General features: G+C 61.4%; 23 protein-coding genes. 9 read left to right on the top strand and 14 right to left on the bottom strand.

The window, feature by feature from the left end:
- Window positions 1-52: 52 nt before the first annotated feature.
- Genes ACHFGA_RS06525 through ACHFGA_RS06510 form a run of 4 tightly spaced genes read left to right on the top strand, consistent with a single transcriptional unit; the run spans window position 53 to window position 3,399 of the window.
- The gene (locus ACHFGA_RS06525) at window positions 53-931 is read left to right on the top strand and encodes a MetQ/NlpA family ABC transporter substrate-binding protein (RefSeq protein ID WP_394281601.1); all 879 of its coding nucleotides are present in this window, start codon (window positions 53-55) and stop codon (window positions 929-931) included.
- Complete coding sequence (locus ACHFGA_RS06520; RefSeq protein ID WP_394281600.1) at window positions 931-1,950, top strand: methionine ABC transporter ATP-binding protein; 1,020 nt, start codon at window positions 931-933, stop codon at window positions 1,948-1,950. The genes ACHFGA_RS06525 and ACHFGA_RS06520 overlap by 1 nt, the downstream gene beginning before the upstream one ends.
- Window positions 1,947-2,627: a methionine ABC transporter permease gene (locus ACHFGA_RS06515; protein ID WP_394281599.1), complete on the top strand. Its 681-nt coding sequence runs from the start codon at window positions 1,947-1,949 to the stop codon at window positions 2,625-2,627. Before ACHFGA_RS06520 ends, ACHFGA_RS06515 begins: the two co-directional genes overlap by 4 nt.
- Window positions 2,628-2,637: 10 nt before the next feature.
- Window positions 2,638-3,399, top strand: a complete 762-nt coding sequence (locus tag ACHFGA_RS06510; protein WP_394281598.1) for an HAD-IIB family hydrolase — start codon at window positions 2,638-2,640, stop codon at window positions 3,397-3,399.
- Here the strand turns inward: ACHFGA_RS06510 and ACHFGA_RS06505 are convergent.
- Complete coding sequence (locus tag ACHFGA_RS06505; protein ID WP_394281597.1) at window positions 3,396-4,874, bottom strand: SulP family inorganic anion transporter; 1,479 nt, start codon at window positions 4,872-4,874, stop codon at window positions 3,396-3,398. The two genes, ACHFGA_RS06510 and ACHFGA_RS06505, sit on opposite strands and share 4 nt — an antisense overlap.
- 45 nt (window positions 4,875-4,919) lie before the next feature.
- On the bottom strand, window positions 4,920-5,846 hold the full coding sequence (locus ACHFGA_RS06500; protein WP_394281596.1) for a sucrase ferredoxin: 927 nt from the start codon (window positions 5,844-5,846) through the stop codon (window positions 4,920-4,922).
- A 126-nt stretch (window positions 5,847-5,972) separates the two neighbouring features.
- Between ACHFGA_RS06500 and ACHFGA_RS06495 the strand changes: the two genes are divergently transcribed.
- Window positions 5,973-6,524 (top strand): hypothetical protein, encoded by a 552-nt coding sequence (locus ACHFGA_RS06495; RefSeq protein WP_394281595.1) that lies wholly within the window; start codon window positions 5,973-5,975, stop codon window positions 6,522-6,524.
- Window positions 6,525-6,529: 5 nt separating this feature from the next.
- Here ACHFGA_RS06495 and ACHFGA_RS06490 read toward each other — a convergent pair whose 3' ends face one another.
- Entirely contained in the window at window positions 6,530-8,089 is a 1,560-nt protein-coding gene (locus ACHFGA_RS06490) for a Y-family DNA polymerase (protein WP_394281594.1), read from the bottom strand.
- Window positions 8,090-8,776: a hypothetical protein gene (locus ACHFGA_RS06485; protein WP_394281593.1), complete on the bottom strand. Its 687-nt coding sequence runs from the start codon at window positions 8,774-8,776 to the stop codon at window positions 8,090-8,092.
- A 96-nt stretch (window positions 8,777-8,872) separates the two neighbouring features.
- On the opposite strand from ACHFGA_RS06485, the gene ACHFGA_RS06480 reads away from it, so the two are divergent.
- Window positions 8,873-9,286, top strand: a complete 414-nt coding sequence (locus tag ACHFGA_RS06480; protein ID WP_394281592.1) for a hypothetical protein — start codon at window positions 8,873-8,875, stop codon at window positions 9,284-9,286.
- Between the two features lie 5 nt (window positions 9,287-9,291).
- Here the strand turns inward: ACHFGA_RS06480 and ACHFGA_RS06475 are convergent, their stop codons facing one another.
- Together ACHFGA_RS06475 and ACHFGA_RS06470 are read right to left on the bottom strand one after the other, a co-directional pair.
- On the bottom strand, window positions 9,292-9,942 hold the full coding sequence (locus ACHFGA_RS06475; RefSeq protein WP_394281591.1) for a LuxR C-terminal-related transcriptional regulator: 651 nt from the start codon (window positions 9,940-9,942) through the stop codon (window positions 9,292-9,294).
- A 2-nt stretch (window positions 9,943-9,944) separates the two neighbouring features.
- Window positions 9,945-11,120 carry a PspC domain-containing protein gene (locus ACHFGA_RS06470; RefSeq protein ID WP_394281590.1) on the bottom strand — a complete coding sequence of 392 codons (1,176 nt, stop codon included), beginning with the start codon at window positions 11,118-11,120 and terminating at the stop codon, window positions 9,945-9,947.
- A 111-nt stretch (window positions 11,121-11,231) separates the two neighbouring features.
- Between ACHFGA_RS06470 and ACHFGA_RS06465 the strand changes: the two genes are divergently transcribed.
- Entirely contained in the window at window positions 11,232-12,335 is a 1,104-nt protein-coding gene (locus tag ACHFGA_RS06465) for a PspC domain-containing protein (protein ID WP_394281589.1), read from the top strand.
- Between the two features lie 16 nt (window positions 12,336-12,351).
- Here ACHFGA_RS06465 and guaA read toward each other — a convergent pair whose 3' ends face one another.
- The 3 genes from guaA to guaB form a co-directional block, all read right to left on the bottom strand.
- Window positions 12,352-13,908: a glutamine-hydrolyzing GMP synthase gene (guaA, locus tag ACHFGA_RS06460; protein ID WP_394281588.1), complete on the bottom strand. Its 1,557-nt coding sequence runs from the start codon at window positions 13,906-13,908 to the stop codon at window positions 12,352-12,354.
- A gap of 52 nt (window positions 13,909-13,960) precedes the next feature.
- The gene (locus tag ACHFGA_RS06455) at window positions 13,961-15,109 is read right to left on the bottom strand and encodes a GuaB3 family IMP dehydrogenase-related protein (RefSeq protein WP_394281587.1); all 1,149 of its coding nucleotides are present in this window, start codon (window positions 15,107-15,109) and stop codon (window positions 13,961-13,963) included.
- A 72-nt stretch (window positions 15,110-15,181) separates the two neighbouring features.
- Window positions 15,182-16,705 (bottom strand): IMP dehydrogenase, encoded by a 1,524-nt coding sequence (gene guaB, locus ACHFGA_RS06450; protein WP_394281586.1) that lies wholly within the window; start codon window positions 16,703-16,705, stop codon window positions 15,182-15,184.
- Between the two features lie 168 nt (window positions 16,706-16,873).
- Between guaB and ACHFGA_RS06445 the strand changes: the two genes are divergently transcribed.
- Entirely contained in the window at window positions 16,874-17,242 is a 369-nt protein-coding gene (locus ACHFGA_RS06445) for a DUF5319 domain-containing protein (protein ID WP_394281585.1), read from the top strand.
- Here ACHFGA_RS06445 and ACHFGA_RS06440 read toward each other — a convergent pair whose 3' ends face one another.
- Window positions 17,243-18,103: a hypothetical protein gene (locus tag ACHFGA_RS06440; RefSeq protein WP_394281584.1), complete on the bottom strand. Its 861-nt coding sequence runs from the start codon at window positions 18,101-18,103 to the stop codon at window positions 17,243-17,245.
- A gap of 3 nt (window positions 18,104-18,106) precedes the next feature.
- Window positions 18,107-18,694, bottom strand: coding sequence for a sigma-70 family RNA polymerase sigma factor (locus ACHFGA_RS06435; RefSeq protein WP_394281583.1), 588 nt, complete (start codon window positions 18,692-18,694; stop codon window positions 18,107-18,109).
- A 318-nt stretch (window positions 18,695-19,012) separates the two neighbouring features.
- Between ACHFGA_RS06435 and ACHFGA_RS06430 the strand changes: the two genes are divergently transcribed.
- Window positions 19,013-19,336 (top strand): WhiB family transcriptional regulator, encoded by a 324-nt coding sequence (locus tag ACHFGA_RS06430; protein ID WP_394281582.1) that lies wholly within the window; start codon window positions 19,013-19,015, stop codon window positions 19,334-19,336.
- 75 nt (window positions 19,337-19,411) lie between these two features.
- On the opposite strand, the gene groL is transcribed toward ACHFGA_RS06430, so the two are convergent.
- The 3 genes from groL to ACHFGA_RS06415 form a co-directional block, all read right to left on the bottom strand.
- Window positions 19,412-21,031: a chaperonin GroEL gene (groL, locus tag ACHFGA_RS06425; RefSeq protein WP_394281581.1), complete on the bottom strand. Its 1,620-nt coding sequence runs from the start codon at window positions 21,029-21,031 to the stop codon at window positions 19,412-19,414.
- 13 nt (window positions 21,032-21,044) lie between these two features.
- Window positions 21,045-21,344: a co-chaperone GroES gene (gene groES, locus ACHFGA_RS06420; RefSeq protein WP_018582538.1), complete on the bottom strand. Its 300-nt coding sequence runs from the start codon at window positions 21,342-21,344 to the stop codon at window positions 21,045-21,047.
- Between the two features lie 155 nt (window positions 21,345-21,499).
- Window positions 21,500-21,928 carry a hypothetical protein gene (locus ACHFGA_RS06415; RefSeq protein WP_394281580.1) on the bottom strand — a complete coding sequence of 143 codons (429 nt, stop codon included), beginning with the start codon at window positions 21,926-21,928 and terminating at the stop codon, window positions 21,500-21,502.
- Window positions 21,929-21,952 lie beyond the last annotated feature (24 nt).

Raw genomic sequence — 21,952 nt, 5'->3', positions numbered from 1 at the left:
CTAGGTTATCCTCCAACAGTTTTCTACAACAACAAGCAAGGGAGATCCCCTCATGCGTTTGAACCGCGTTCTCGCAGCAGCAACGGCACTCGCAATCTCGGCAACCGGCCTAGTCGCGTGTGGCAACGAATCCTCAGACACCAACGCAGACGGCTCGACCGTCATCAGCATCGGCACCACCGACTCGGACCAGAAGGCATGGTCGGTCTTCGCTGACCTCGCCGCGGAAGAGGGCATCGAGCTGGAAATTGAGCAGTTCTCTGACTACTCGCCCGTCAACGAGGCCCTCGCCCAGGGTGTCATCGACGTGAACAAGTTCCAGCACATCAAGTACCTCGCCGAATACAACGTGGGCGCAGGCCAGGACCTCAAGGTTGTCGGATCCACCGAGATCTACCCGCTGGCGCTGTTCTGGAAGGACCACGATTCCATCGACGGCATCGAGGGCGAAGAAGTGGCCATCCCGAACGACCCATCCAACCAGGGCCGCGCCATCAACGTGCTGGTCCAGGCCGGACTGGTCACCCTGAAGGAAGAGGGCCTCCTCGACCCATCTCCGGCTGACATTGACACCGCCGCGTCCAAGGTCAGCGTCACTCCAATCGACGCCGCACAGACCCCAACCGTCTACGGCGAAGGCAAGCCTGCCATCATCAACAACTCCTGGTTGGGACGCGCCGGCATCTCCCCCGAAGAAGCAGTCTTCGAAGATGACCCGAACTCCACCGAGGCAGAGCCCTACATCAACGTCTTCGCCGCACGCTCGGAAGACATTGACGACGAAGCCCTGAACAAGCTGGTCGAACTGTGGCACTCCCCTGAGGTCATGGAGGCAGTCGCCGAGGACTCCGAAGGCACCGCAGTAGAGGTCTCCCGCGACAAGGGCGAGCTGAATGACGTGCTTGCGCGTCTGGAGGAGGACTACAAGTAGTGGCTTCTACCGGCACACGGATCGAATTCCGTGACATCACCAAAGTCTTCGACGGAGGGGTACGAGCTCTCGACGGTGTCACACTGACCGTTGAGCCCGGCGAAATCTTGGGCGTGATCGGCTACTCCGGTGCCGGTAAATCCACCCTGGTCCGCATGATCAACGGGCTGGACACCCCCACCTCCGGACAGCTCCTGCTCGACGGGGTGGACGTAGTCCCCATGCCCGAACGCGAACTGCGCGTCTTGCGTCGCAATATCGGCATGATCTTCCAGCAGTTCAACCTGTTCAACTCCCGCTCCGCCGCCGGCAATATCGAATACCCCCTGAAACTGGCGGGTATGGACAAAGGCGCGCGCAAACAGCGCGTCGCCGAACTCCTCGACTTCGTCGGCCTTGGCGACCGCGGCAAGAACTACCCGGAGCAGCTCTCCGGCGGCCAGAAGCAGCGCGTCGGCATCGCCCGTGCGCTTGCCACCAACCCCACCTTGTTGCTTGCCGACGAAGCCACCTCCGCCTTGGACCCTGAAACCACACAGGAAGTCCTGGCACTGCTGCGCAAGGTCAACGAAGAATTCGGCATCACCATCGTGGTGATTACTCACGAAATGGATGTCATTCGCTCCATCGCTGACAAGGTCGCGGTCATGGAAGATGGCCGCGTGGTCGAATACGGCAGCGTGTACGAGGTCTTCTCGAACCCACAGACCCACGTGGCGCAGCGGTTCGTGGCCTCGTCGTTACGCAACACGCCCGACCTGGTGGAAACCGAAAGCTTGAAGGCTGAAGGCGGGCGCCTGTTCACTATCGACCTGACGGAGGAGTCTGGCTTCTTCGAAGCGGCCTCCGCGCTGAAGTCTGAGGGCGGGTCGATTTCGATCGTGCACGGTGGCGTGACCACCCTGCAGCAGCACTCCTTCGGCAAGATGACGGTGCGTGTGGGCGGGCCGGACGCCGTCGTCGAGAAGTTCTATTCCACCTTGCAAAACACCACCGATATCCAGGAGATTGTGCGATGAACGAGATGATCCTTGCCCAAGCCGACTGGGACCGGTTAGGCCCCACCTTCGTCGATGCCATCGGCGAAACGCTGTACATGGTGGTGATCACCATGCTCGTCGGCGGCTTCTTCGGCCTGATCCTGGGCTTGCTTTTGTACACCACCCGCCCGTCCGGCATCCTGCGCAACAAGGTGATCTACTGGATCATCAACGTGCTGGTGAACTTTTTCCGGCCGATCCCTTTCATCATCATGATCGCCATGCTCTACCCCGTCACGGTGGCCGTGGTGAACACCTCCATCGGCACCGAAGCAGCCACCTTCGTGATGTGCTTCGCCGCCACCTTCACCGTGGCGCGCATCGTGGAACAAAACCTGGTGTCCATCGACCCAGGGGTGATCGAAGCGGCACGCTCCATGGGGGCCGGGCCCTGGAAGATCATCACCTCGGTGATCCTGCGCGAAGCCCTTGGGCCGCTGATCTTGGGCTATACCTTCATCTTCATCGCCGTAATCGATATGTCCGCGATGGCTGGCTATATCGGCGGCGGCGGTATCGGTGACTTTGCGATCGTCTACGGCTACCGTTCCTTCGAACCACAAGTCACCTTTGCGGCGGTCATCGTCATCGTCGTGATCGTGCAGCTGGCTCAGTTCCTGGGCAACTGGCTCTCCAAAAAAGCAATGCGCCGCTAAACTGGCCCGCATGAAGGTTGCCGCATTCGATTTCGATGGAACACTCCACCGCGATGGAGAGGTCAGCCCCGCAGACATCGCAGCAATAGATGCCTGGCGTGAAGCCGGGCATCTTGCCATTTCTGCCACCGGACGCTCCCGCTCCTCCCTCGCCTACGGGCTCAGCGGCACAGACCGCAGCTTCGACTACAACGTGCTGTCCAACGGGTGCGCCGGCACCGACAACGCAGGCAACCTCCTCTTCGGCCACTTCCTCAACCCCAGCCTTGCCGAAGAAGTTGTGCGCCACTTCCTCGACCACGAAGGCGTGGCCGTCTATGGCACCACAGCCGGCGAGCACGACCTCACCTTCGCCAACAACACCGGCACCACCACCGAACTGACCCGCGGCTTCGTGCCTGCGCCCGTCAGCGAAGTACATACCACCGACATCGCCGTGGTCGCCCTCTGGGTGCCCGGGAACCCGCAGCTGCATCAGCGGGTCGTCGATACGCTCACCACGCACTTTCCCCAGGCGCACTTTACGACGAACCACGAATTCGTCGACGTCATCGCCACCGGGCGTGACAAAGGCGCCGGCATCACCGATGTCCTCACGCACGCGGGTGTTAGCGACTATGAGCTCTACACTTTCGGCGATTCCTGGAATGATCTGCCCATGCACGCCATCGCCGACCACTCGTTCAGCTTCCCCTACTCCCCCACGGAGGTGAAAGGGGCGACGGATCAGGTCATTGATCACGTCGCCCCTGTGCTGCTCAGCGCGCTTTAGCCGTCCAAACGCCCCGACAGGTTATTGACCCACTTCGCGGTCTTGCCCTTCAGCCCCACGAACTCGACCGTGGCGCCGCGTTCCGCATACTTCGCGGTCACGGCATCTAGGGCAGCGATGGTGGAGGCATCCCACACGTCCGCGTCGTGCATATCGACGACAACATGGTCCGCCTCATCGGTGTAATCGAACTGGTACACCAGATCATTCGAAGAGGCGAAGAAGAGCTGGCCGTGCACCTTGTAGCGGCCGTCGTCGATCTTCTCGATCCGCGCCAGGTGTGCCACGCGCGTAGCAAAGGCAATCATCGCCGCGATCACGCCCGCGCCCACGCCGATGGCCAGATTACTGGTGAGCAAGGTGCCGACGACGGTGGTGAGCATGACAATGTTCTCTTCTTTCGGCATCATCTTCAGCGTGGAAGGCTTCACCGAATGCCAATCGATCGTGCCCACAGACACCATCACCATGATGGCCACCAAGGCCCCCATCGGGATCAGGCCAACAATATCGCCCAAGCCGACGATCAGCACGAGGAGGAAGACGCCGGCCGCCAACGTGGACAGGCGGGTGCGCGCGTGCGATTCCTTTACGTTAATCATGGTCTGGCCGATCATCGCGCAACCACCCATGCCGCCGAAGAAACCAGCAATAATATTGGCAATGCCCTGGCCGCGCGCCTCGGTGGTCTTATTGGAGTGTGTGTCGGTGATATCGTCGACAAGCTTCGCCGTCATCAGCGACTCCATCAGGCCCACCACAGCCATGGAAAAGGCATAAGGGAAAATGATCTGCAGTGTCTCCCACGTGTACGGCACATCCGGGATGATCCACCCCGGCAAAGAATTTGGCAGTTCGCCCTGGTCCGCCACGTTGGGCACGTCACTGCCGAATGCCCACACGGCCAGCGTTAGGACCACCACGGTGGCCAGTGGTGCGGGAATCGCGCTGGTCAGCTTCGGCAAAAAGATCATGATCACAAGGCCGATCGCGAAGATCAGGTAGACCAGCCACGGCACATCGATCAGGTGCGGCAACTGGGCCATAAAGATCGTGATACCCAGGGCGTTCACGAAGCCGGTCATCACGCTGCGCGGGATAAAGCGCATCAGCTTCGCCACTCCCAGCAGGGACAGGACGATCTGGATGGCACCGCCCAGAATCACCGTGGCCAGGAGATACTCTAGGCCGTATTCGCGTGAGACTGGGCCGATCACTAGCGCGACCGCACCCGTCGCCGCCGTAATCATGGCAGGGCGGCCACCCGTAAAAGCAATCACGATCGCCATGACCGCGGAGGAATACAGGCCCACCGCCGGGGCCACGCCTGCCAGGACCGAGAAACTAATCGCCTCTGGAATCAACGCCAACGCAACGGTAAGACCAGCAATGATCTCACGCGTTGCGCGCGGAACAGAAGAAAAGGCGTACTTGAAAGACGCCCACACGCCCACCGGCGCAAGTTCTTGTTTCATGTGGACTAACCTAACCGTTATGTATGGTAGCCACAATTTATTGCGTCACTCTAACGCAGTAATGGACGCGACATCCCAGACTGGTCCGCTCTCCGGCTCCTTACCGCACGAAGGGATAATGCCAGCGACGGTTCGGACGCTCAACATCACCTGGTAGCGCTGCCGCTCCGCGCCTTCAGCGGTATCCTCCACGGTCACCGTAGCCACGCCCGCATCTTCGACGACATCCTCGTCCACAATGCGCAACTGGCCATAGGCTACGCTTGCCCCGGACTGAGTCAACTGTCGCGCCACCGCGATCTCCGCCACCTGCGCATAAGGCGCTAGGGTGCCGCGCCCCCGGTTCCCTGGAACGAAAAATTCGCCCCTATGGGCGGCCTCCACCATCGAAATCGTGGCCTCCAAGTTCATCCGCCCAAAGCTATAACCCCACGGCATCAGCAACGTCGACGGCGCGAACCGGTGCCCCTTTGTATGCGATGTCTCCCAGACCACATCACCACGCTCAGAAAACGGGTAGCGCTTCTCCAACTCCGTCACAATCGGGCGCCCCTTGATGGCACAGCACGCGTCTCGCTTAGCATGCGTACACACAAGCGCCAGCGGGCGGGTCCGCTGCACCCCGCCGCAACGCAGCGGCGCGCTTAAGTCCAGATCCAAAATTGCCTCGGGCCCGTCAACGTGTAGCACCTCAATTGTTGCCTGCTCAGCAAACACAACATAGAGGTGGTGGTCCTCGATGTTGCGGCCCTCGCGCGTCGGGTGGCGGATCAGCTGCAGGGTGGCGCCCGCTTCGTCGAGATGCGCCTTCAACTTGGCGGTCAATTCTGGGCCGAACGTGCCTCCATCGAGCACGTCCTTGCTCCACGCATGGGGCCACTCGAAGATGACGTAGATGGAGGCCTGCTTCGCGGAGCCCGGCAGAGGTTCGGGAGCAATGTCTGAACAGCGAATTGTGGGTGCCTGGGTCATAGCTCCACCCTACAAGAATTACTAAGACCACCCCGGCCCAATCCTTTACAACAGTTTGGTTACCTTTTCCATTTTTCGTCGAATTTATTTCACATCTCTCGCCGCGAGTTATACGGTATTGAACCGATGCGTATTCAACCCCTTCTTTCCCTCTGCGGTGCTGTCCTTACCGCAGCTATGCTGTCCGCGTGTGCAGGTGACCCAAACTCCACGTTGAGGCCAGCTGATGCCACTGCACCACTCGGCGGTGTATCACCCCTGGGCACTGCCGACAGTGGCCCGAAAACGCAACGCCCCGAAGCGCCCGGCCAGCTCACAGTCAGCGATATTCGCGTGGGCCACCACGAGGGTTTCGAGCGCGTCGTCTTCGACTTTGAAGGCGAGGGCGAACCCGGCTGGTTTATCGATTACGTCAGCCACGCCGCGCACCCGGTCAGCGGCGAGGGCATCAACGTCAAAGGTCAGGCATTCCTCTTAGTCAATATTGACGGCGTGGAGGAAGGCGAGAATACTCCAAACTTGAGCATGTCCGACGAGAAGGCCAATATCCCTGAGATTTTCGACGCTGGTATTACGGGCAGTCGCCATCATTTCATCATCGGCCTGCACAAAGAGGCCCCCTACTCGGTGGAAGCGCTCGAGGATCCGCTGCGCTTAGTCATTGATATCCGCGCCTAAAATTTCTAGCTATACAGCGCCTCGATGCGCCATTGCTGTTTGTTCCACTGCAGTAACCATCCGTATTGCTTCTCGTCGTCACCTGCGCGCGTGCCGACGACCTGGAGGCGCGCCACCCGCTGCGGGTCCGACCCCCACCAGCCACTATCCACAGGCCACGGTCCCGCCCACCCGGTGACCGCATAATAGGAGTCACCCCATTTCAAGGCGGCGGGCTGCCCGCTGAGCAACGCCTCTGCGGTGACCTGAATCAGCTGACCTGCACTATCCACCATGACGATGCGCGATGCCGGGTGCGCCACGCCACCACCCAGCCGGGCCGGCAGCGGCGCGGGAATCGCCCCAGGCCATGGCGCATCGCGTACCTCAGGAGCATGGTCGCCAAAGGGGACGAGTGCCACCCGCTCCCCCACACCCCGGCCACCCACCAGAGCGGGTTGGACCACGGCATCAGTGCCCAGCGTGGACTGCACCCGCTCCACCACGCGCCGTGCCCCATCCGAAGAACTTCCCTCATTCCACAACTGCTCCACCGCGTCCGGGCGCGCTAGCTCCAGCGGCTCCAGGACCAACGACACGATCGCACCCGCACCCCCACCGGTCAGCCAGCCGTCGAGCTGCCAGCGCACTCGGTCCGCCGTAGCGGCCTCCGTCAGCGCCTCCCGGGTGCGCCAGACGCGTTCGAGCCGGGTCTCGTTTTCAAGCTCGGCGATGACCTTAAGGCGCACGCAGGTCTGCCCCAGATTCTTCAGCTTTTCGTGCAAGGCTGCGGCAAGGTGGCGGGCGGCGAAGGCTGCGGCGTCGACACGCTCAATCGGCTCCTCGGGTGTAATTCCCACAGCCCACTCAGTGGTGGGCAGTTCGGGGGCGACCCGACGATCAGGCGCACCACGCGCAATGCGGTGACAAGCGATCCCCGCCTGGCCAAAACGCGTGGTCACCGCCGTGGATGGCAACGCCGCCAAATCCCCCAGCATATGCACACCCAGCTGCGACAGGGAACGCACCACCTCAGGATCAATCCCGAAACTGACTTCCGCCACCAGCACCCCGATGGGCTGGGTGGCCAGGAAGTCCGCAGACTTATCGACGATCACCCCGCGGCGCGCCGCAAGCACAGCGGTAGCGATCTCATCGGCCGCACCCGCCTGGGCCTCGATTCCTTTGCGCGCCGCGGTATCGATGAGCATCTCCAGCACCGTGTCCTCGCTGCCATGAAACTTGGCGGCGGCCGCAAGGTCGACGATCACAAGACCGGGACGCAACACCTCCACAGAAGAAGCCACGTCATCAAAACCCGCAGCCAAAGAGGCGAAGATGCGCCCATCCCGGTCCGGGTCCGCTTCGCACACCGTCAGCTGTGGGCACACCGCCTGGGCCGCGCGCACCTTCATTCCGCGCCGCACTCCCGCGCGCCTTGCCTGCGCTGAGCACACCACCACGCGGTAGTGGGCGGCGATCGCGATGGGTTCAGTCAGTGCGCCGTCGGCACTGTCGGCACTGTCTCCTGCTAGGCGTGCGGCGTGCACCGGCCAGTCAGGAAACCAGAGCGCTGCCACCCGCATCTACTTCACCACCCGCAGGCCCGGCTTCTGCTCGGCCTCGCCCACCGTGACCACCCCGGAGGCCGGCCGGTACCCCTTCGCTTCTGTACGCACCTGCATGTCCCAGCCGGTGATCCGGCCGCTGCCTTGGCCGATCCCGCGAAACTGTGTCACCTCCGCGGCAATAGTCAGCGCAGGCGATGGCACTTTCGTCCCCACCATCACCAGGGCCGCCTTCCCTTGCCGCAGCCGCGCCAGCAAAGGTCGGGCGCGCACTGGGGAAAGGTTCAACTCCACGCCCGTGCGGTACACCACAAGGTCCAAGCCTTCCACCAGCACCGAGGCCACCTGCAGCGGATCCGTTCCCGGGTCTGGCACCGCAATCACGCGATCCACGCGCGACAGGCCCGCATAGGATAAGTCCGGCCACCCCACCACTCCCGCGTGCTGGCCCGTGCTGGTCACTTGCTCCAACAGCTCCACGATCAGGGAGGCCGTGTCGCTGCAGTGCGTCACCGCCCGGCGCGGCACACCTCCATGCGGCAGCAGCACCTGCAGATTTTCTCCGACAGGCACCACGTCAGTATCATCGACAACGCGTTCGGGAACCTCGCCGCCGATTTCGGCCATGCGCGAGCGCAGGGCGGCGATCGTTTCATGGCGATCCAGCCCCTCCAGCTTCCGAACACTTGTTCCCGTCACAAGCATTAGTATGCTCCGCGAAGCCGACATGTGCAACTAATTTTTCGAACGTGCTTTCTAAGTTTTTATGAGCTTTCGAACCGGCTGGTAGCGTAGAGATCCATGACGGCCTACGGCGATATGCGTGCACACCAGACACCCATTCCCACCCCTTTTGTGGTCCGAGCGGTGGCCTCCCTGCTGACAGGCGCGTCGGTCGCGCTCGTGCTCAGCGGGCTGGGCCTGGGGCTCAAGGTGGTGTTGGCGCTGGCCTGCGTGGCAGGTGCCGTCATCCTTGTGTTTGCGCACCCTTACCGACGAGAGATGCGCGCCTACGCCCACGCTAAACAGGTAGACACTTTCCCCACCCTCGGCCAGATCGTGCCGCTCATGCTGTGGTGGCTCGCACTCATGCTGGCTCCCCTGGTCGCCCCGTGGCCGGCATTTGGCGTGGTGGCCACCGGAATCGTGGTGGCAGGACTTGCGTGGCTAGTATTTCCCCACGTCGACGGCACCCGCAAGCTCGCGTTCGCCTAAAGCTCCTAGTCCAGATCCCGGTCGGCCGCCCAGCGTGTGAGCTGGTGGCGGTTAGACATCTGCGTCTTGCGCAAGATATTCGAGGCGTGCGTCTCCACCGTCTTGATAGAGATAAACAGTTCCTCCCCGATCTCCCTGTACGTATAGCCACGCGCGAGCAGGCGCAACACCTCCAGCTCGCGGCGCGTCAGTGCGTCCACCACCGGGTCCTCGATCTTCTCCGGCTCCCCCTCCGGGTCCTCCACCGTGCCCGCCGACGCAAAAGCGTCCAGCACAAAGCCCGCCAACCGCGGCGAGAAGTACGCATCCCCGCCGTGCACACGCCCCACCGCTTCGGCTAGCTCCGCGCCATCAATATTCTTGGTCACATACCCGCGCGCACCAGCCCGAATCAACGCGATCACATCCTCCGCAGCATCAGAGACTGACAGCGCCAGAAACTTCGCATCCGTCTGCGCGTTCTTGATCACGGCACGGCCCCCGCCATCGGGCATGTGCACATCGAGAAGCACTACGTCAGGTGACGATCCCTCAATGCCGCGCACGGCCTCCGCCACTGTGCCCGCATCGCCGACGATCTCCACCTTGCCCGTCAGCTCCGCACGCACGCCCGCACGAAATACAGAGTGGTCGTCCACCAAGAAAACCTTCACCATAGTCATGACAGTACCGGCAAACTCACCATAATTTCGGTTCCATTCTCGCTTGTGCGTATCGACGACGATCCCCCGGCACGCTCCATCCTGCCGACGATGGAATCACGCACCCCATGGCGGCCCTCCGGGATCTCATCCAGATCAAAACCCGGCCCACGATCACGCACAAACACACTCATCTCCCCTGCCAGGTTCTCCGCATACACGTCCAACTGGTCCACCCCGGCATGTTTGCCCGCATTCACCATGGCCTCCCGCGCAGCCAACACCAACGGCTCGGTGCTGGTAGAAAAGGCCACATCCTCCCCTACTGTGACCACGCTGATGCGCATGCCGACGAGGTCCTCCACCTCACCGGCGGCCTTGTTCAACGCGGCGAAGACTGTCGTGGACTGCTTCTCCTCCGCATCAAAGAGCCAGGCCCGCAGCTCCCGCTCCTGGCCGCGCGCCAAGCGCGCCACCGCTTCGGGACTGTCTGCCCGCTTCTGGATCAGCGCCAGCGTCTGCAACACCGAGTCATGCAAACGCGAGGCAATCTCCGTGCGCTGGGTAGCCACCGCCTCCTGTTCCCTGGCTTGCATCAACGAATTCGTCAAGCGCATCACCAGCGGCACGATCAACACGCCCACCCCAAGCAGCGTGATGGACACCGAAGCCACCGCGCCACCAAAACCACCGTCTTCCCACAACGCCACCATGGCCAGCACACCAATGAACACCAGCGCCACGCCCGCAATCAGAGCGATCCGATTTCCCACCGACCAGTGCCCGCTATCGAAGGACTGCCACGCCAGCACCGCACCCACAGCAACAATCCCGAGCGCCACCAGCACCACGGCACTGACACCCGAAAAAGCACCAGGAAGCATGAAGGCACCGAGCACACCCACCCCAATGAGCAACCAGTTCGTCGTCCCAGTCCAGCGCCCAGCGCCGGGGACCTCGTCGTCACGCGCGCTCTGCTGCGAGAACATCCACGCAAGAGCGTAAGCCCATGCGCCGATCCCAGAGACGAACGCCGCCGCGGCAAAACCCACGCGCACCCAGTTCACATCCACACCCAGATGCTGGGCAAGGCCCGCGCACACACCGGCAAGCACGCGCCCGTTCTTGGCGCGCGTATAACGTGGGTACACCATAATGGGGTCCATCGAGGCATAGGGGCGACGATCACTCATAGAGCTGATTCTTCCATGACGCCCCCAAGAAAGGATCGGGGGAAACCCTGAAATCAAAGTTCAGGGCAGATCCCGATTCAAAAAAGCACCACCAGCAACCACACTAAAAGCATGAGCACTTTCAACGACACCCTCAACGACATCTGGGCCACACGCGCACCACGCATCCCCAAATCCCAAGGCGGCAACGCCTACTTCGCCGGCGTCTGCGAGGGCTTGGGCGCCCGCTACCGCATCGACCCCACTCTGCTGCGCATCGTCTTCGTCGTTTTATTCTTCGCTTGGGGCGGCTCGCTGGTCGCCTACCTCATCCTCATGCTGCTCATGCCACGCTTTGGCATGAGCAAATCGCCCTGGGACTGCATCAACGCCGACAAGGCCACCTTGAGCGACCCGGAAAAGAATGATCGCGATACCGGCTATCTCCTCCTGGTCGTCAGCACGATCCTCGGCCTTGGCCTGGTCGGCGGCGTAGGAATCGATCTCAGCTCCGCCTCCGGACTACTGACCTTAGCGGCCGTCAGCGCCCTCATTTACTTCCTGCACCTGCGCACCCCCACCCCACCCGAAGGTTTGCTCGCAGAACCGGAGCAGGAAACACCGACGGAATCCCCCGAGGCTGCCACCCAGCCCGACTTCTCGTCGTTAAGCCCCGTCGAAGGCTACCCGCACCCCAGCGTCGGCCGCACCACCCCGCCCGAATGGGACCCCCTGGGCACCAGCCCACAGCTCTGGGACATACCTGACTACCGCCAGCCGGAGCCCGAACCCACCAAAAAGCGCAAGGGCACGGGATGGGTGGTGGGACTGCTTGCGGTCGCCGCCGTCGTAGTCAGCGTGACCACAACGGCATTCGCCAACAACGAATTTAACGTGGGCGACACTACAGTAACCGTTACCGAGGAGGCTCAGCTCGACACGCTCGGGATGACCAACGTGATCGGCGAAGTCACCCTCGATCTCTCTGAAATGCCGGCGCTTAACGACGACCACCAGGTCCTGATCGAACGCGGCGTCGGGACAGTCAACATCATCCCGCCTGCAGAAACGCACACCGAGATCACCTGCTACTCACGCATGGGCGACACCCACTGTGGCGACGCCCCGATCGATGGCGACGCGACCTCCTCAAAGGGCATCTACAACCCCGAGGCCACCGGCGGGAAACTCACCGTTGAAGTACGCCACGCCATCGGCGAGGTCTGGGTGCGCTAAACACCCGTGCCGGGGGCTATTCCCACTCGATGGTTCCCGGCGGCTTGGACGTAATGTCCAGCACCACTCGGTTCACATCATCCACCTCATTAGTGATCCGGGTGGAAATCAGCTCCAAGGTCTCATAAGGAACACGGACCCAATCGGCGGTCATGGCGTCCTCGGAGGTCACCGGGCGCAAGACAATCGGGTGGCCGTAGGTGCGGCCATCGCCCTGGACACCCACGGAGCGGACATCAGCGAGCAGCACTACAGGGCACTGCCAGATCGTGTCGTCAAGACCAGCGCGGGTCAGCTCCTCGCGAGCGATCGCGTCGGCCTTGCGCAGAATCTCAAGACGGTCCTCCGTGACCTCACCAATAATGCGGATGCCCAAGCCCGGGCCTGGGAAAGGCTGACGGTTGACGATCACCTCAGGCAGGCCAAGCTCGCGGCCCACCGCGCGAACCTCATCCTTAAACAGCAAACGCAGAGGCTCGACCAGCTCAAACTCCACATCGTCGGGCAGACCGCCCACGTTGTGGTGGCTCTTAATATTCGCGGTGCCGGATCCCCCGCCGGACTCCACAACGTCCGGGTACAAGGTGCCCTGCACCAGGTAATCCACCTGCTCGCCTTCCAGCACACCGGCGACGGCACGCTCGAAAGCACGGATGAACTCTGCACCAATCGCCTTGCGCTTCGCTTCCGGCTCAGTCACTCCGGCCAGCTTGTCCAAGAACGCCTGACGCTCATCCATGGTGACCAGGCGCACGTCGGTCGCCTTGACATAATCATTTTCCACCTGCTCACGCTCACCCTGGCGCAGCAGGCCATGGTCGACGAACACACAGGTCAGGCGGTCGCCGATCGCGCGCTGCACAATTGCGGCAGCGACAGCGGAATCAACACCACCGGACAGGCCACAAATCGCCTTGCCCTCCGGCCCGATCTGCTCACGCACCTGAGCAATCAGCTGCTCCGCGATATTAGCGGCGGTCCACTCCTGGCTCAGACCAGCGATCTCAGTCAGGAAACGGGTGAGCACCTCCTGGCCATGGGGCGAATGCATCACCTCAGGGTGGTACTGCACACCCGCCATCTTCCGCTCCACGTTTTCGAACGCTGCCACGGGAGCGCCCGGGGTCGAGGCGGTGACCTCGAAGCCTTCCGGGGCCTCGGTCACAGAATCACCATGGCTCATCCACACAGGATGTTCCTGCAGCAGCCCGTCGTGAAGAACGCCACCCTTCGTCGTTAAGCTTGTCCGACCATATTCACGCTGGCCGGTCTTCTCCACCGTGCCCCCGAGCGCGCGGGTCATCGTCTGGAAGCCATAGCAAATGCCGAACACCGGCAGGCCCAGCTCCAAGATCTCTGGGTCAAGCTGCGGGGCGCCTTCCTCGTGCACGGAGGCAGGGCCCCCAGAAAGCACGAGCGCGACAGGGTTCTTTTCCTTCACCTCTGCCGCGGTGGCGGTATGCGGAATGACTTCGGAGTACATCCGAGCTTCACGCACACGGCGTGCGATCAGCTGAGCGTACTGGGCGCCGAAATCAACGACGAGTACTGGGCGTGGATTTGGTGTATTCACGCCCCAAAGCTTAGTGCACGCACCGAACCGCCGTGAAATAACCAGCGCGCACTTAGCGCAGCGCCAGCTCCACCTTTTGGAAACTCTTCACATCGGTGTACCCGCACTTCGCCATGGAACGCTTCAGTCCACCAATCAGATTCTTTGTGCCAAACGCATCAGCGGATGGGCCGTGCAGCACTACCTCGAGGGATTCGCGGTCGGCCTCGTCGGCTTCGCGCATGATCAGGCCGCGTGGGAAACGCGGGTGGCCTGCCGACGACTGCCAGAACACACCCTGGCCCGCTGCCTCAGATGCATGAGCCAAAGGAGCACCCAGCATCACGGCGTCCGCGCCACAGGCGATGGCTCGGGCGATATCACCGGACTGGTCGATCTCACCGTCGGCGATGATGTGCACGTAGCGCCCACCGGTCTCGTCGAGGTACTCGCGACGAGCGGCCGCTGCATCCGCGATTGCTGTGCCCATCGGCATGGAAATGCCCAGTGCAGCATCGGAGGTGGTCTCGCCAGAGCCGACGATCACACCAGCGGCACCCGAGCGCATCAGGTGCAGTGCAGTGGAGTAATTGGTCACGCCACCAGCGACGATGGGCACTTCGAGGGAACCGATGAACTCCTTCAAGTTCAGTGGCTCGCCACCCTGGCTGACGTGCTCTGCAGAAATGAGGGTGCCCTGGATGAAAATGATCTCTGCCCCGGCTTTAGCCACAACGGGCGCTAGCTCACGGGCATTCTGCGGGCTGACGCGCACAGCGACGGTGGCGCCGGAATCACGGATCTGGGCGATCCGCTCTGCCAACAGCTCATGGTCCACAGGAGCTGCGTGCAACTCCTGTAGCACCCGCGTTGCCGCCGGGTAGGAGCCGCCTTCAGGCAGGAAGATGTCATCCACACCACCGGCAGCGCCGATGACGCGGGCTAGCGCCGCATCCACATCGGCGTGCCGGCCATACAGACCCTCCGCGTTGAGCACCGCGAGGCCGCCTTGCTTGTCCATCTCGATGGCAAACTCCGGGCTGACAACCGCATCGGTGGGGTGAGCCACGATGGGCAGGCGGAAGGAATAAGCATCAATATTCCACGTGGTGTCGACGTCCTTCGACGAACGCGTCCGCCGCGACGGGACTAAAGCGACCTGACCCAGGTGGTAGGTTTTACGGGCTTCGCGCCCGATTCCGATTTCTACGTACTCACGCATGGTGCTTATTCTACGGTGCGCTCACACGCCCCGCGGAATAAGCCGTGGAATAAGCCACAACACAAGTCGTTTCTAACCGCGGTAGTTCGGGGCCTCCACGGTCTGCTGAATGTCATGCGGGTGGGATTCACGTAGGCCGGCCGCAGTGATCTGCACGAACTTCTTCGTCTGCAACTCCTCGATGGAGGCAGAACCGGTGTAACCCATCGCGGCGCGCAGACCACCAATGATCTGGTGGGTAATCGTGTCCAGCTCACCACGGTAAGGAACGCGGCCCTCAATGCCTTCCGGCACCAGCTTGTCCTCGCTGGTCACGTCGGCTTGGAAGTAGCGGTCCTTGGAGTAGGAACGCTTCTCACCCGACAGGCCACGTCCCTGCATCGCACCCATCGATCCCATGCCACGGTAACGCTTGTACTGCTTGCCCCCGACGACGACGATGTCGCCCGGCGCCTCGGCAGTGCCGGCCAGCATGGAGCCCAGCATCACGGTGGATGCGCCGGCTGCGATCGCCTTTGCCACGTCGCCAGAGTGCTGCATGCCACCATCCGCGATGATCGGCACGCCAGCCTTGCGTGCCGGAACGGACGCCTCCAAAATTGAGGTGATCTGTGGGGCCCCCACACCTGCCACAACGCGGGTGGTGCAGATGGAGCCAGGGCCGATGCCCACCTTGATGGCATCTGCGCCAGCTTCAACCATGGCCTGGGCTGCCTCGCGCGTAGCCAGGTTGCCGCCAATGATCTGAGCCTGGGCGCCGAAGTCCTTCTTCACACGCTCCACCATCTCCAGCACGCGGTTGTTGTGTGCGTGAGCGGAGTCGACGACCAACGCATCCACCCCGGCGTCGACAAGCATGCCAGCGCGGTTGTAGGAGTCCTCACCGGTACCGATACCGGCGGCAACCAGCAGTCGACCACTGTCATCCTTGGAGGCGTTCGGGTACTGCTCAGTCTTCACGAAGTCCTTCACCGTGATCAGGCCGGTCAGCTTGCCGGCATCATCGACGATCGGCAGCTTTTCCACCTTGTTCGCGCTCAATAGCTCAAGCGCCTCAGCCTTCGCCACGCCATCCTTCGCCACCACCAGCGGCATCTTGGTCATGACCTCGGAGACCTTGCGGTCAAAGTCACGCTCAAAGCGCATATCGCGGTTGGTGATGATGCCTACCAGTTCACCATCGCCTTCGATCACAGGCAGACCGGAGATACGAAAACGCGCGCACAGCTCATCAACCTCGTACAAGGTCATGTCTGGGCGCGCGGTAACTGGATCGGTCACCATGCCGGACTCGGAACGCTTCACAATGTCCACCTGCTCGGCCTGCTCCTCCGAGGACAGGTTGCGGTGCAGCACGCCGATACCACCCTGGCGCGCCATCGCGATGGCCATGCGCGCCTCCGTGACGGTGTCCATTGCAGCAGATGCAATCGGCATCCCCAGACGCAGTTCGCGGGTGAACTGCGCCGACGTGTTCACTTCTCCGGGCACGATGTGGGACTCTGCCGGCAGCAGGAGCACATCATCAAAAGTCAGGCCGCGGAGGGCAATCTTGGTGGGATCGTCTCCGCCAGTAAATACATGATCATCGGACATGACGTGTAGAACTCCTTCGCGCACACCTACAATTGAATTTCTACACATCATAATGCCTATGTCACCAACATTCCTAGCCAGAGCATGCTGCGGGTGACGTAGGGTATGAACAATAATCAGAAATAATCAGAATTGCCCAAGCCCACATCTGACAATAGGGTGACCAGTGTGAATTTCGAATCGATGATGCCCCGCGATCCTTTCGCCGACGACCCCAACGATCCCGCATCGTTTCTGGAGGAGGAGCACATAGAACCGCTTTCCGACGAAGAGCGCGTCGCATTGATCCAGGACCTCGAGTATGTGCGTGACTGCCAACGCGTGCTGCGCCCTCGCGGCATTCTGGGAATCTACTTCCTGTGCGAGGACTGCGACATGCTCCACTTCTATGACTGGGAAATCATGGAAACCAACATGGTGACTTCCCTGGCCGGAGAAGTTCCACCCGTCCACGAACCCGTCATGGAACCAAACCCCAACGCCTATGTCCCCTGGGACTATGCGCTGGGGTACCTCGATGGCCTCGAGGCCCGCTAACTAGTAGTTCTGCGGTCTGGCCACCTGGGCGTCCGGCCCTTGCTGTGCGCTAGAATCTACCGACTCTCCCCCATCATCGCTCGGCGCCTGCGACTCTGCAGGAATTGGGTTCTGGCGAGCCGGGGCTTGCACGGTTACGGTAGCAACTTGGGTCTGAGTTACCGTGACGGTCTCACGGGCAGGCTGTTCACCAGCTCCCGGGGCAGGAGCTGTCTCTGTCACCGTGACTGGGCCCTCCGGCTCATCTTCACGTTCGGCAGGTGCCGGTTCCGGTTCCACCGTCTCGGTGTGGGTGACAGTGGCCGTTGGGCGCGGGGTTGGGCGGGAAGAAGTCTGCGACTTGTCTGAAGGATCCTGAAGCGCATCGACTAGCGAACGCGCCTGTTCAAGCAGCGCACGCGTCCCTTCGATATCGCCATTATCTGCGGCGACCTGCATATCATCCAGCGTCCCGGCAAGCTCCACAACTGCGGTGCGGTCACCGAAGACGGCCGTCGAAGCGCCCCACAGTGGCGAGCCAGGGGCGGCGTTATATAGTGCCGCCCCGGAACCTGCCACAACCACGGTTGCTGCCGCGGCCCCGATCAGACCTGCGACCCAGGGATTAGCTCCACGGCGCCTCCGCCGCGCACCCAAAGAAATGACTGCAGGCTCTTCGTCAGCCCCCTCGATGACGGGAGCTGGAGGCATCTGCTTCTCGACGTCTTCACGCAGTTCTAAAAACAGGGTGGCTAATTCGTCAGCCCCTTCAGACGGGTCCACCCCCTCTGACAGAGAGGTGAGGAATGCATCGTCGTCGACAAGCGGCTGCAATTGAGCGGTGATATCCGCCCGTTCCTCGCCTTCTCCTTGACGTGTCATAATCTACGCCTCTTCTCCTTGCTCCAACTGTTTACGCAAAGACGCGAGTGCCCTGTGCTGGGCCACACGCACAGCTCCCGCCGTGCTTCCCACGGCCTCAGCTGTCTCCTCTGCAGAAAGCCCAACGAACACCCTCAGGATGATAATGTCGCGGGCCTTGTCACTTAATGAATCGAGTAAATTGCGCACTCTGTTACTACCGTCGCTGACCAGCGCGTATTCTTCAGGGGTTTCGCCCTCATGCGTGCTATCTGGAACTTCTTCGGTGGGATTCGACTTGTCACGCGCCATTGACCGATGCGCATCCGCCACTTTGTTAAACGCAATGCCGTAGACGAATGCCATAAACGGCTTGCCCCGGTCCACGTACCTATCCACAGACTGCGAGACCGCCAGACACACCTCTTGAGCAGTGTCTTCCGCCGTGGGGGTGCGCCCGCCACCGATGCGGGCGCGGCAGTAGCGCAACACCATTGGGTAAACGATCCGGATCACGCTCTGGAGCGCGCGGCGATCACCAGCAGCAGCTAGCGGCACTAATTCCGCTAGCTGCACGTCCGTGTCTTGTTCGGCCACAGCTTTCCTTGTCACTTTTGCCAATCGATTCCTAGAACTGGGTAATGAGTGTACAGACTTTGGCCGTTCTTACAGACTTGAACGCTCCTCATTCACTCTAGAGCTCACTTTCCTTAAAGCGTGAAAAGAATTCACCTAGCTTTAACCTTCGCCAAAGTGGCAGCTCACCACGTGTTTTCCCGCGACGAAACAGTCTCATCTAGACAAAAGTCACCCTTCGTCAACCAGCTGTTAACTATTGGGTACCACACTTCTCTACGTACCGCAGCGTGACAGCCTGCACACAGCTTGTTTTACACGTTGTCTCATTGGCACTTTGAAGGAGTTTCAATCATGTCTCAGCCGCAGCAGCTCCCAGGACCTAACGCAGATTTCTGGGATTGGCAGTTGCATGGTGCATGTCGCGGGGAGGCCTCCGAGGTCTTCTACCATCCTGATGGCGAACGTGGCCGCGCCCGCACCCAGCGCGAAAACCGCGCGAAGGCGATTTGCTACACCTGCCCCGTGCTGCAGCAGTGCCGCGCGCACGCCCTCCAAGTCGCTGAGCCCTACGGCATCTGGGGTGGCATGAGCGAGTCCGAGCGCCAGAACCTGCTGCGCACCCGCCGCCCACGCAAGCAGCGCGTGAAGCGGACCGTCACGGCAACAGCGAAGTAACTTTTCACTTCACGACGAAGAACTCCCGCCACCCCAAGTACTGGGTGGCGGGAGTTAGCGTTTCCTGCTTCGAATCTAGTGGTGGTGGCCGTGTGCACCAGCGGCCGGAGCCTCTGGGTCAGCAGGCTTTTCCACAACGGAGGCCTCAGTGGTCAGCACCATGCGTGCGACCGACGAAGCGTTCACCACAGCGGAGTGGGTCACCTTCACAGGGTCAATGATGCCCTGCTCGATCAGGTTGCCGTACTCCATGGTTGCGGCGTTGAAGCCTTCACCATTGGGCAGGTCCTCGGTCTTAGCGACGACGACTGCGCCATCAAGTCCGGCGTTCTCGGCGATCCAGAATGCTGGCTTGGACAGTGCGCGTGCGACTGCCAGAACGCCTACCTTCTGCTCACCTTCGAACTCTTCCGCGTACTCGCGCAAGGTCTTGGCGATCTGCACCAGCGCCGAGCCACCGCCCGCGATGATGCCTTCCTGGACCGCTGCGCGTGCAGCGTTGATGGCGTCTTCCACGCGCAGCTTGCGCTCGTTGACCTCGGTCTCGGTGGCTGCACCGACGTGGATCACTGCCACACCTCCGGACAGCTTGGCCAAGCGCTCCTCAGCCTTTTCCTTGTCCCAGGTGGAGTCAGTGTTCTCGATCTCGCGGCGGATCTGCTCGCGGCGTGCTTCCACGTCCTCAGCAGAGCCGGCGCCGTCGACGATCACGGTGTCATCCTTGGTCACGGTCACACGGCGGGCGGAGCCCAACACGTCCAGATCCGCGTCCTTCAGGTTGACGCCCACTTCTGGGTCGATCACGGTCGCCTTGGTCACTACCGCCAAGTCATCCATGAACGCCTTGCGACGCTCACCGAAATACGGTGCCTTCACAGCAACGACGTTCAGTGCCTTGCGGATGGAGTTGACCACGAGGGTCTGCAGTGGCTCACCCTCAACGTCCTCAGCGATGATCAGCAGCGGACGGTTCGCGCCTACGACCTTTTCCAGCAGTGGGAGGAAGTCCGGCAGGGAAGAAATCTTGTTGCGCACGAGCAGCACAGCAGGATCATCCAGAACTGCTTGACCGGACTCAGGGTCGGTCATGAAGTATGGGGACAGGTAGCCCTTCTCGAAGGAGATGCCCTCGGTCACATCCACGTAGGACTCGATGGACTGGGATTCCTCGACGGTCAAAACACCGTCCTTGCCCACCTTCTCCATTGCGCCGGAGACCATCTCGCCGACAACCTTGTCGCGGGAGGACACGGTTGCAACGTTGGCGATCTCTTCCTTGGAGGAGACCTCTGTTGCGCGTGCCTCCAACTCCTCGACGACCTTCTCGGTCGCCGCCTGGATGCCCTTATTCAGCGCCACCGGGTTGGAACCTGCAGCCACGTTGCGCAGGCCTTCGCTGACCAGCGCTTGCGCCAGCAGCGTTGCGGTGGTGGTGCCGTCACCGGCGATGTCGTTGGTCTTGACCGCCACAGACTTCACAAGCTGGGCGCCAAGATTCTCGAATGGGTCCTCGATATCGATCTCGCGGGCAATGGTCACGCCATCGTTGGTCACGGTCGGGCCACCGAAGGCCTTGGACAGGACCACATTGCGGCCCTTAGGTCCGAGGGTGACCTTGACGGTGTCCGCCAGCTGGTCGACGCCCCGTTGAATGCCCTCGCGAGCTTCTTGGTCGAATGCTAAAAGTTTTGCCATGTGGGTCTACCTCTTACTTTTCGACGATCGCGAGCAGGTCGCGAGCCGAAAGCAGGAGGTACTCTTCACCGTCGTACTTCAGCTCGGTGCCACCGTACTTGGAGAAGATGACGGTGTCGCCTTCCTTGACGTCGACTGGGGTCTTATTGCCCTTGTCGTCGGTGCGGCCTGGGCCGACTGCAATAACAGTTGCTTCCTGTGGCTTCTCCTGAGCGGAGTCAGGGATAACCAGACCGGACGCAGTGGTGGTCTCTGCTTCGACGATCTGAACCAGGACCTTGTCCTCGAGCGGCTTAATGTTGACGTTTGCCATGTTGAAACCTTTCACATCAGTGTGTGTTCTTGTGCTGGTTGGTTGTGACCGGCACAGCCGTCGTCGCGGGTGAACAACTGTGTTCCAAACAACCTGATTAGCACTTTACCTACGAGAGTGCTAAGTCTCAACATTGGGGGCGCACTTGGCGCGCCCTAGTCCTGCAGCGTGCCCAGATTCAGCACGGCAGCGCGCCAGAGGCGGTAGTCCTCCTCATTATCCTCGCGGTAATTACGTACCGCACGGATACTATTCTTCACCGGCTCGATCACTGCATCAATATTATCCTCGCCTTCAGCGTCGACAAAGATCACAGGGCCGGAAATCGCGGCAGTCGGGTCCGTCAAGAACGACGGGTTACCGGTGGCCGCGGTGTTGCGTGCGAGTGATGCCACAGGGTTCGGCTCAGCACGGCACTCCTTCGCCTCTGGGGAGTACAGCGCCGCGTACAGTGCGCCGTCTTCCTGGAAGGCGACGGCAACACGGTCCTGCATGGTGCCACCGAGGAACTGGTTCGCGTCTTCAAGATCGAATTCGATGACGCGGTAGGTCAGGTCAGGGTTGACAAGAAATCCAATAGTCATGCCCATGAAAGTACGCAGGCAACA

It is taken from the genome of Corynebacterium sp., from assembly GCF_043426755.1.
In the GTDB taxonomy this organism is placed as follows: domain Bacteria; phylum Actinomycetota; class Actinomycetes; order Mycobacteriales; family Mycobacteriaceae; genus Corynebacterium.
Note: the sequence above shows the minus strand (reverse complement) of the source record. Positions and strands in the feature narration are given on the sequence as shown.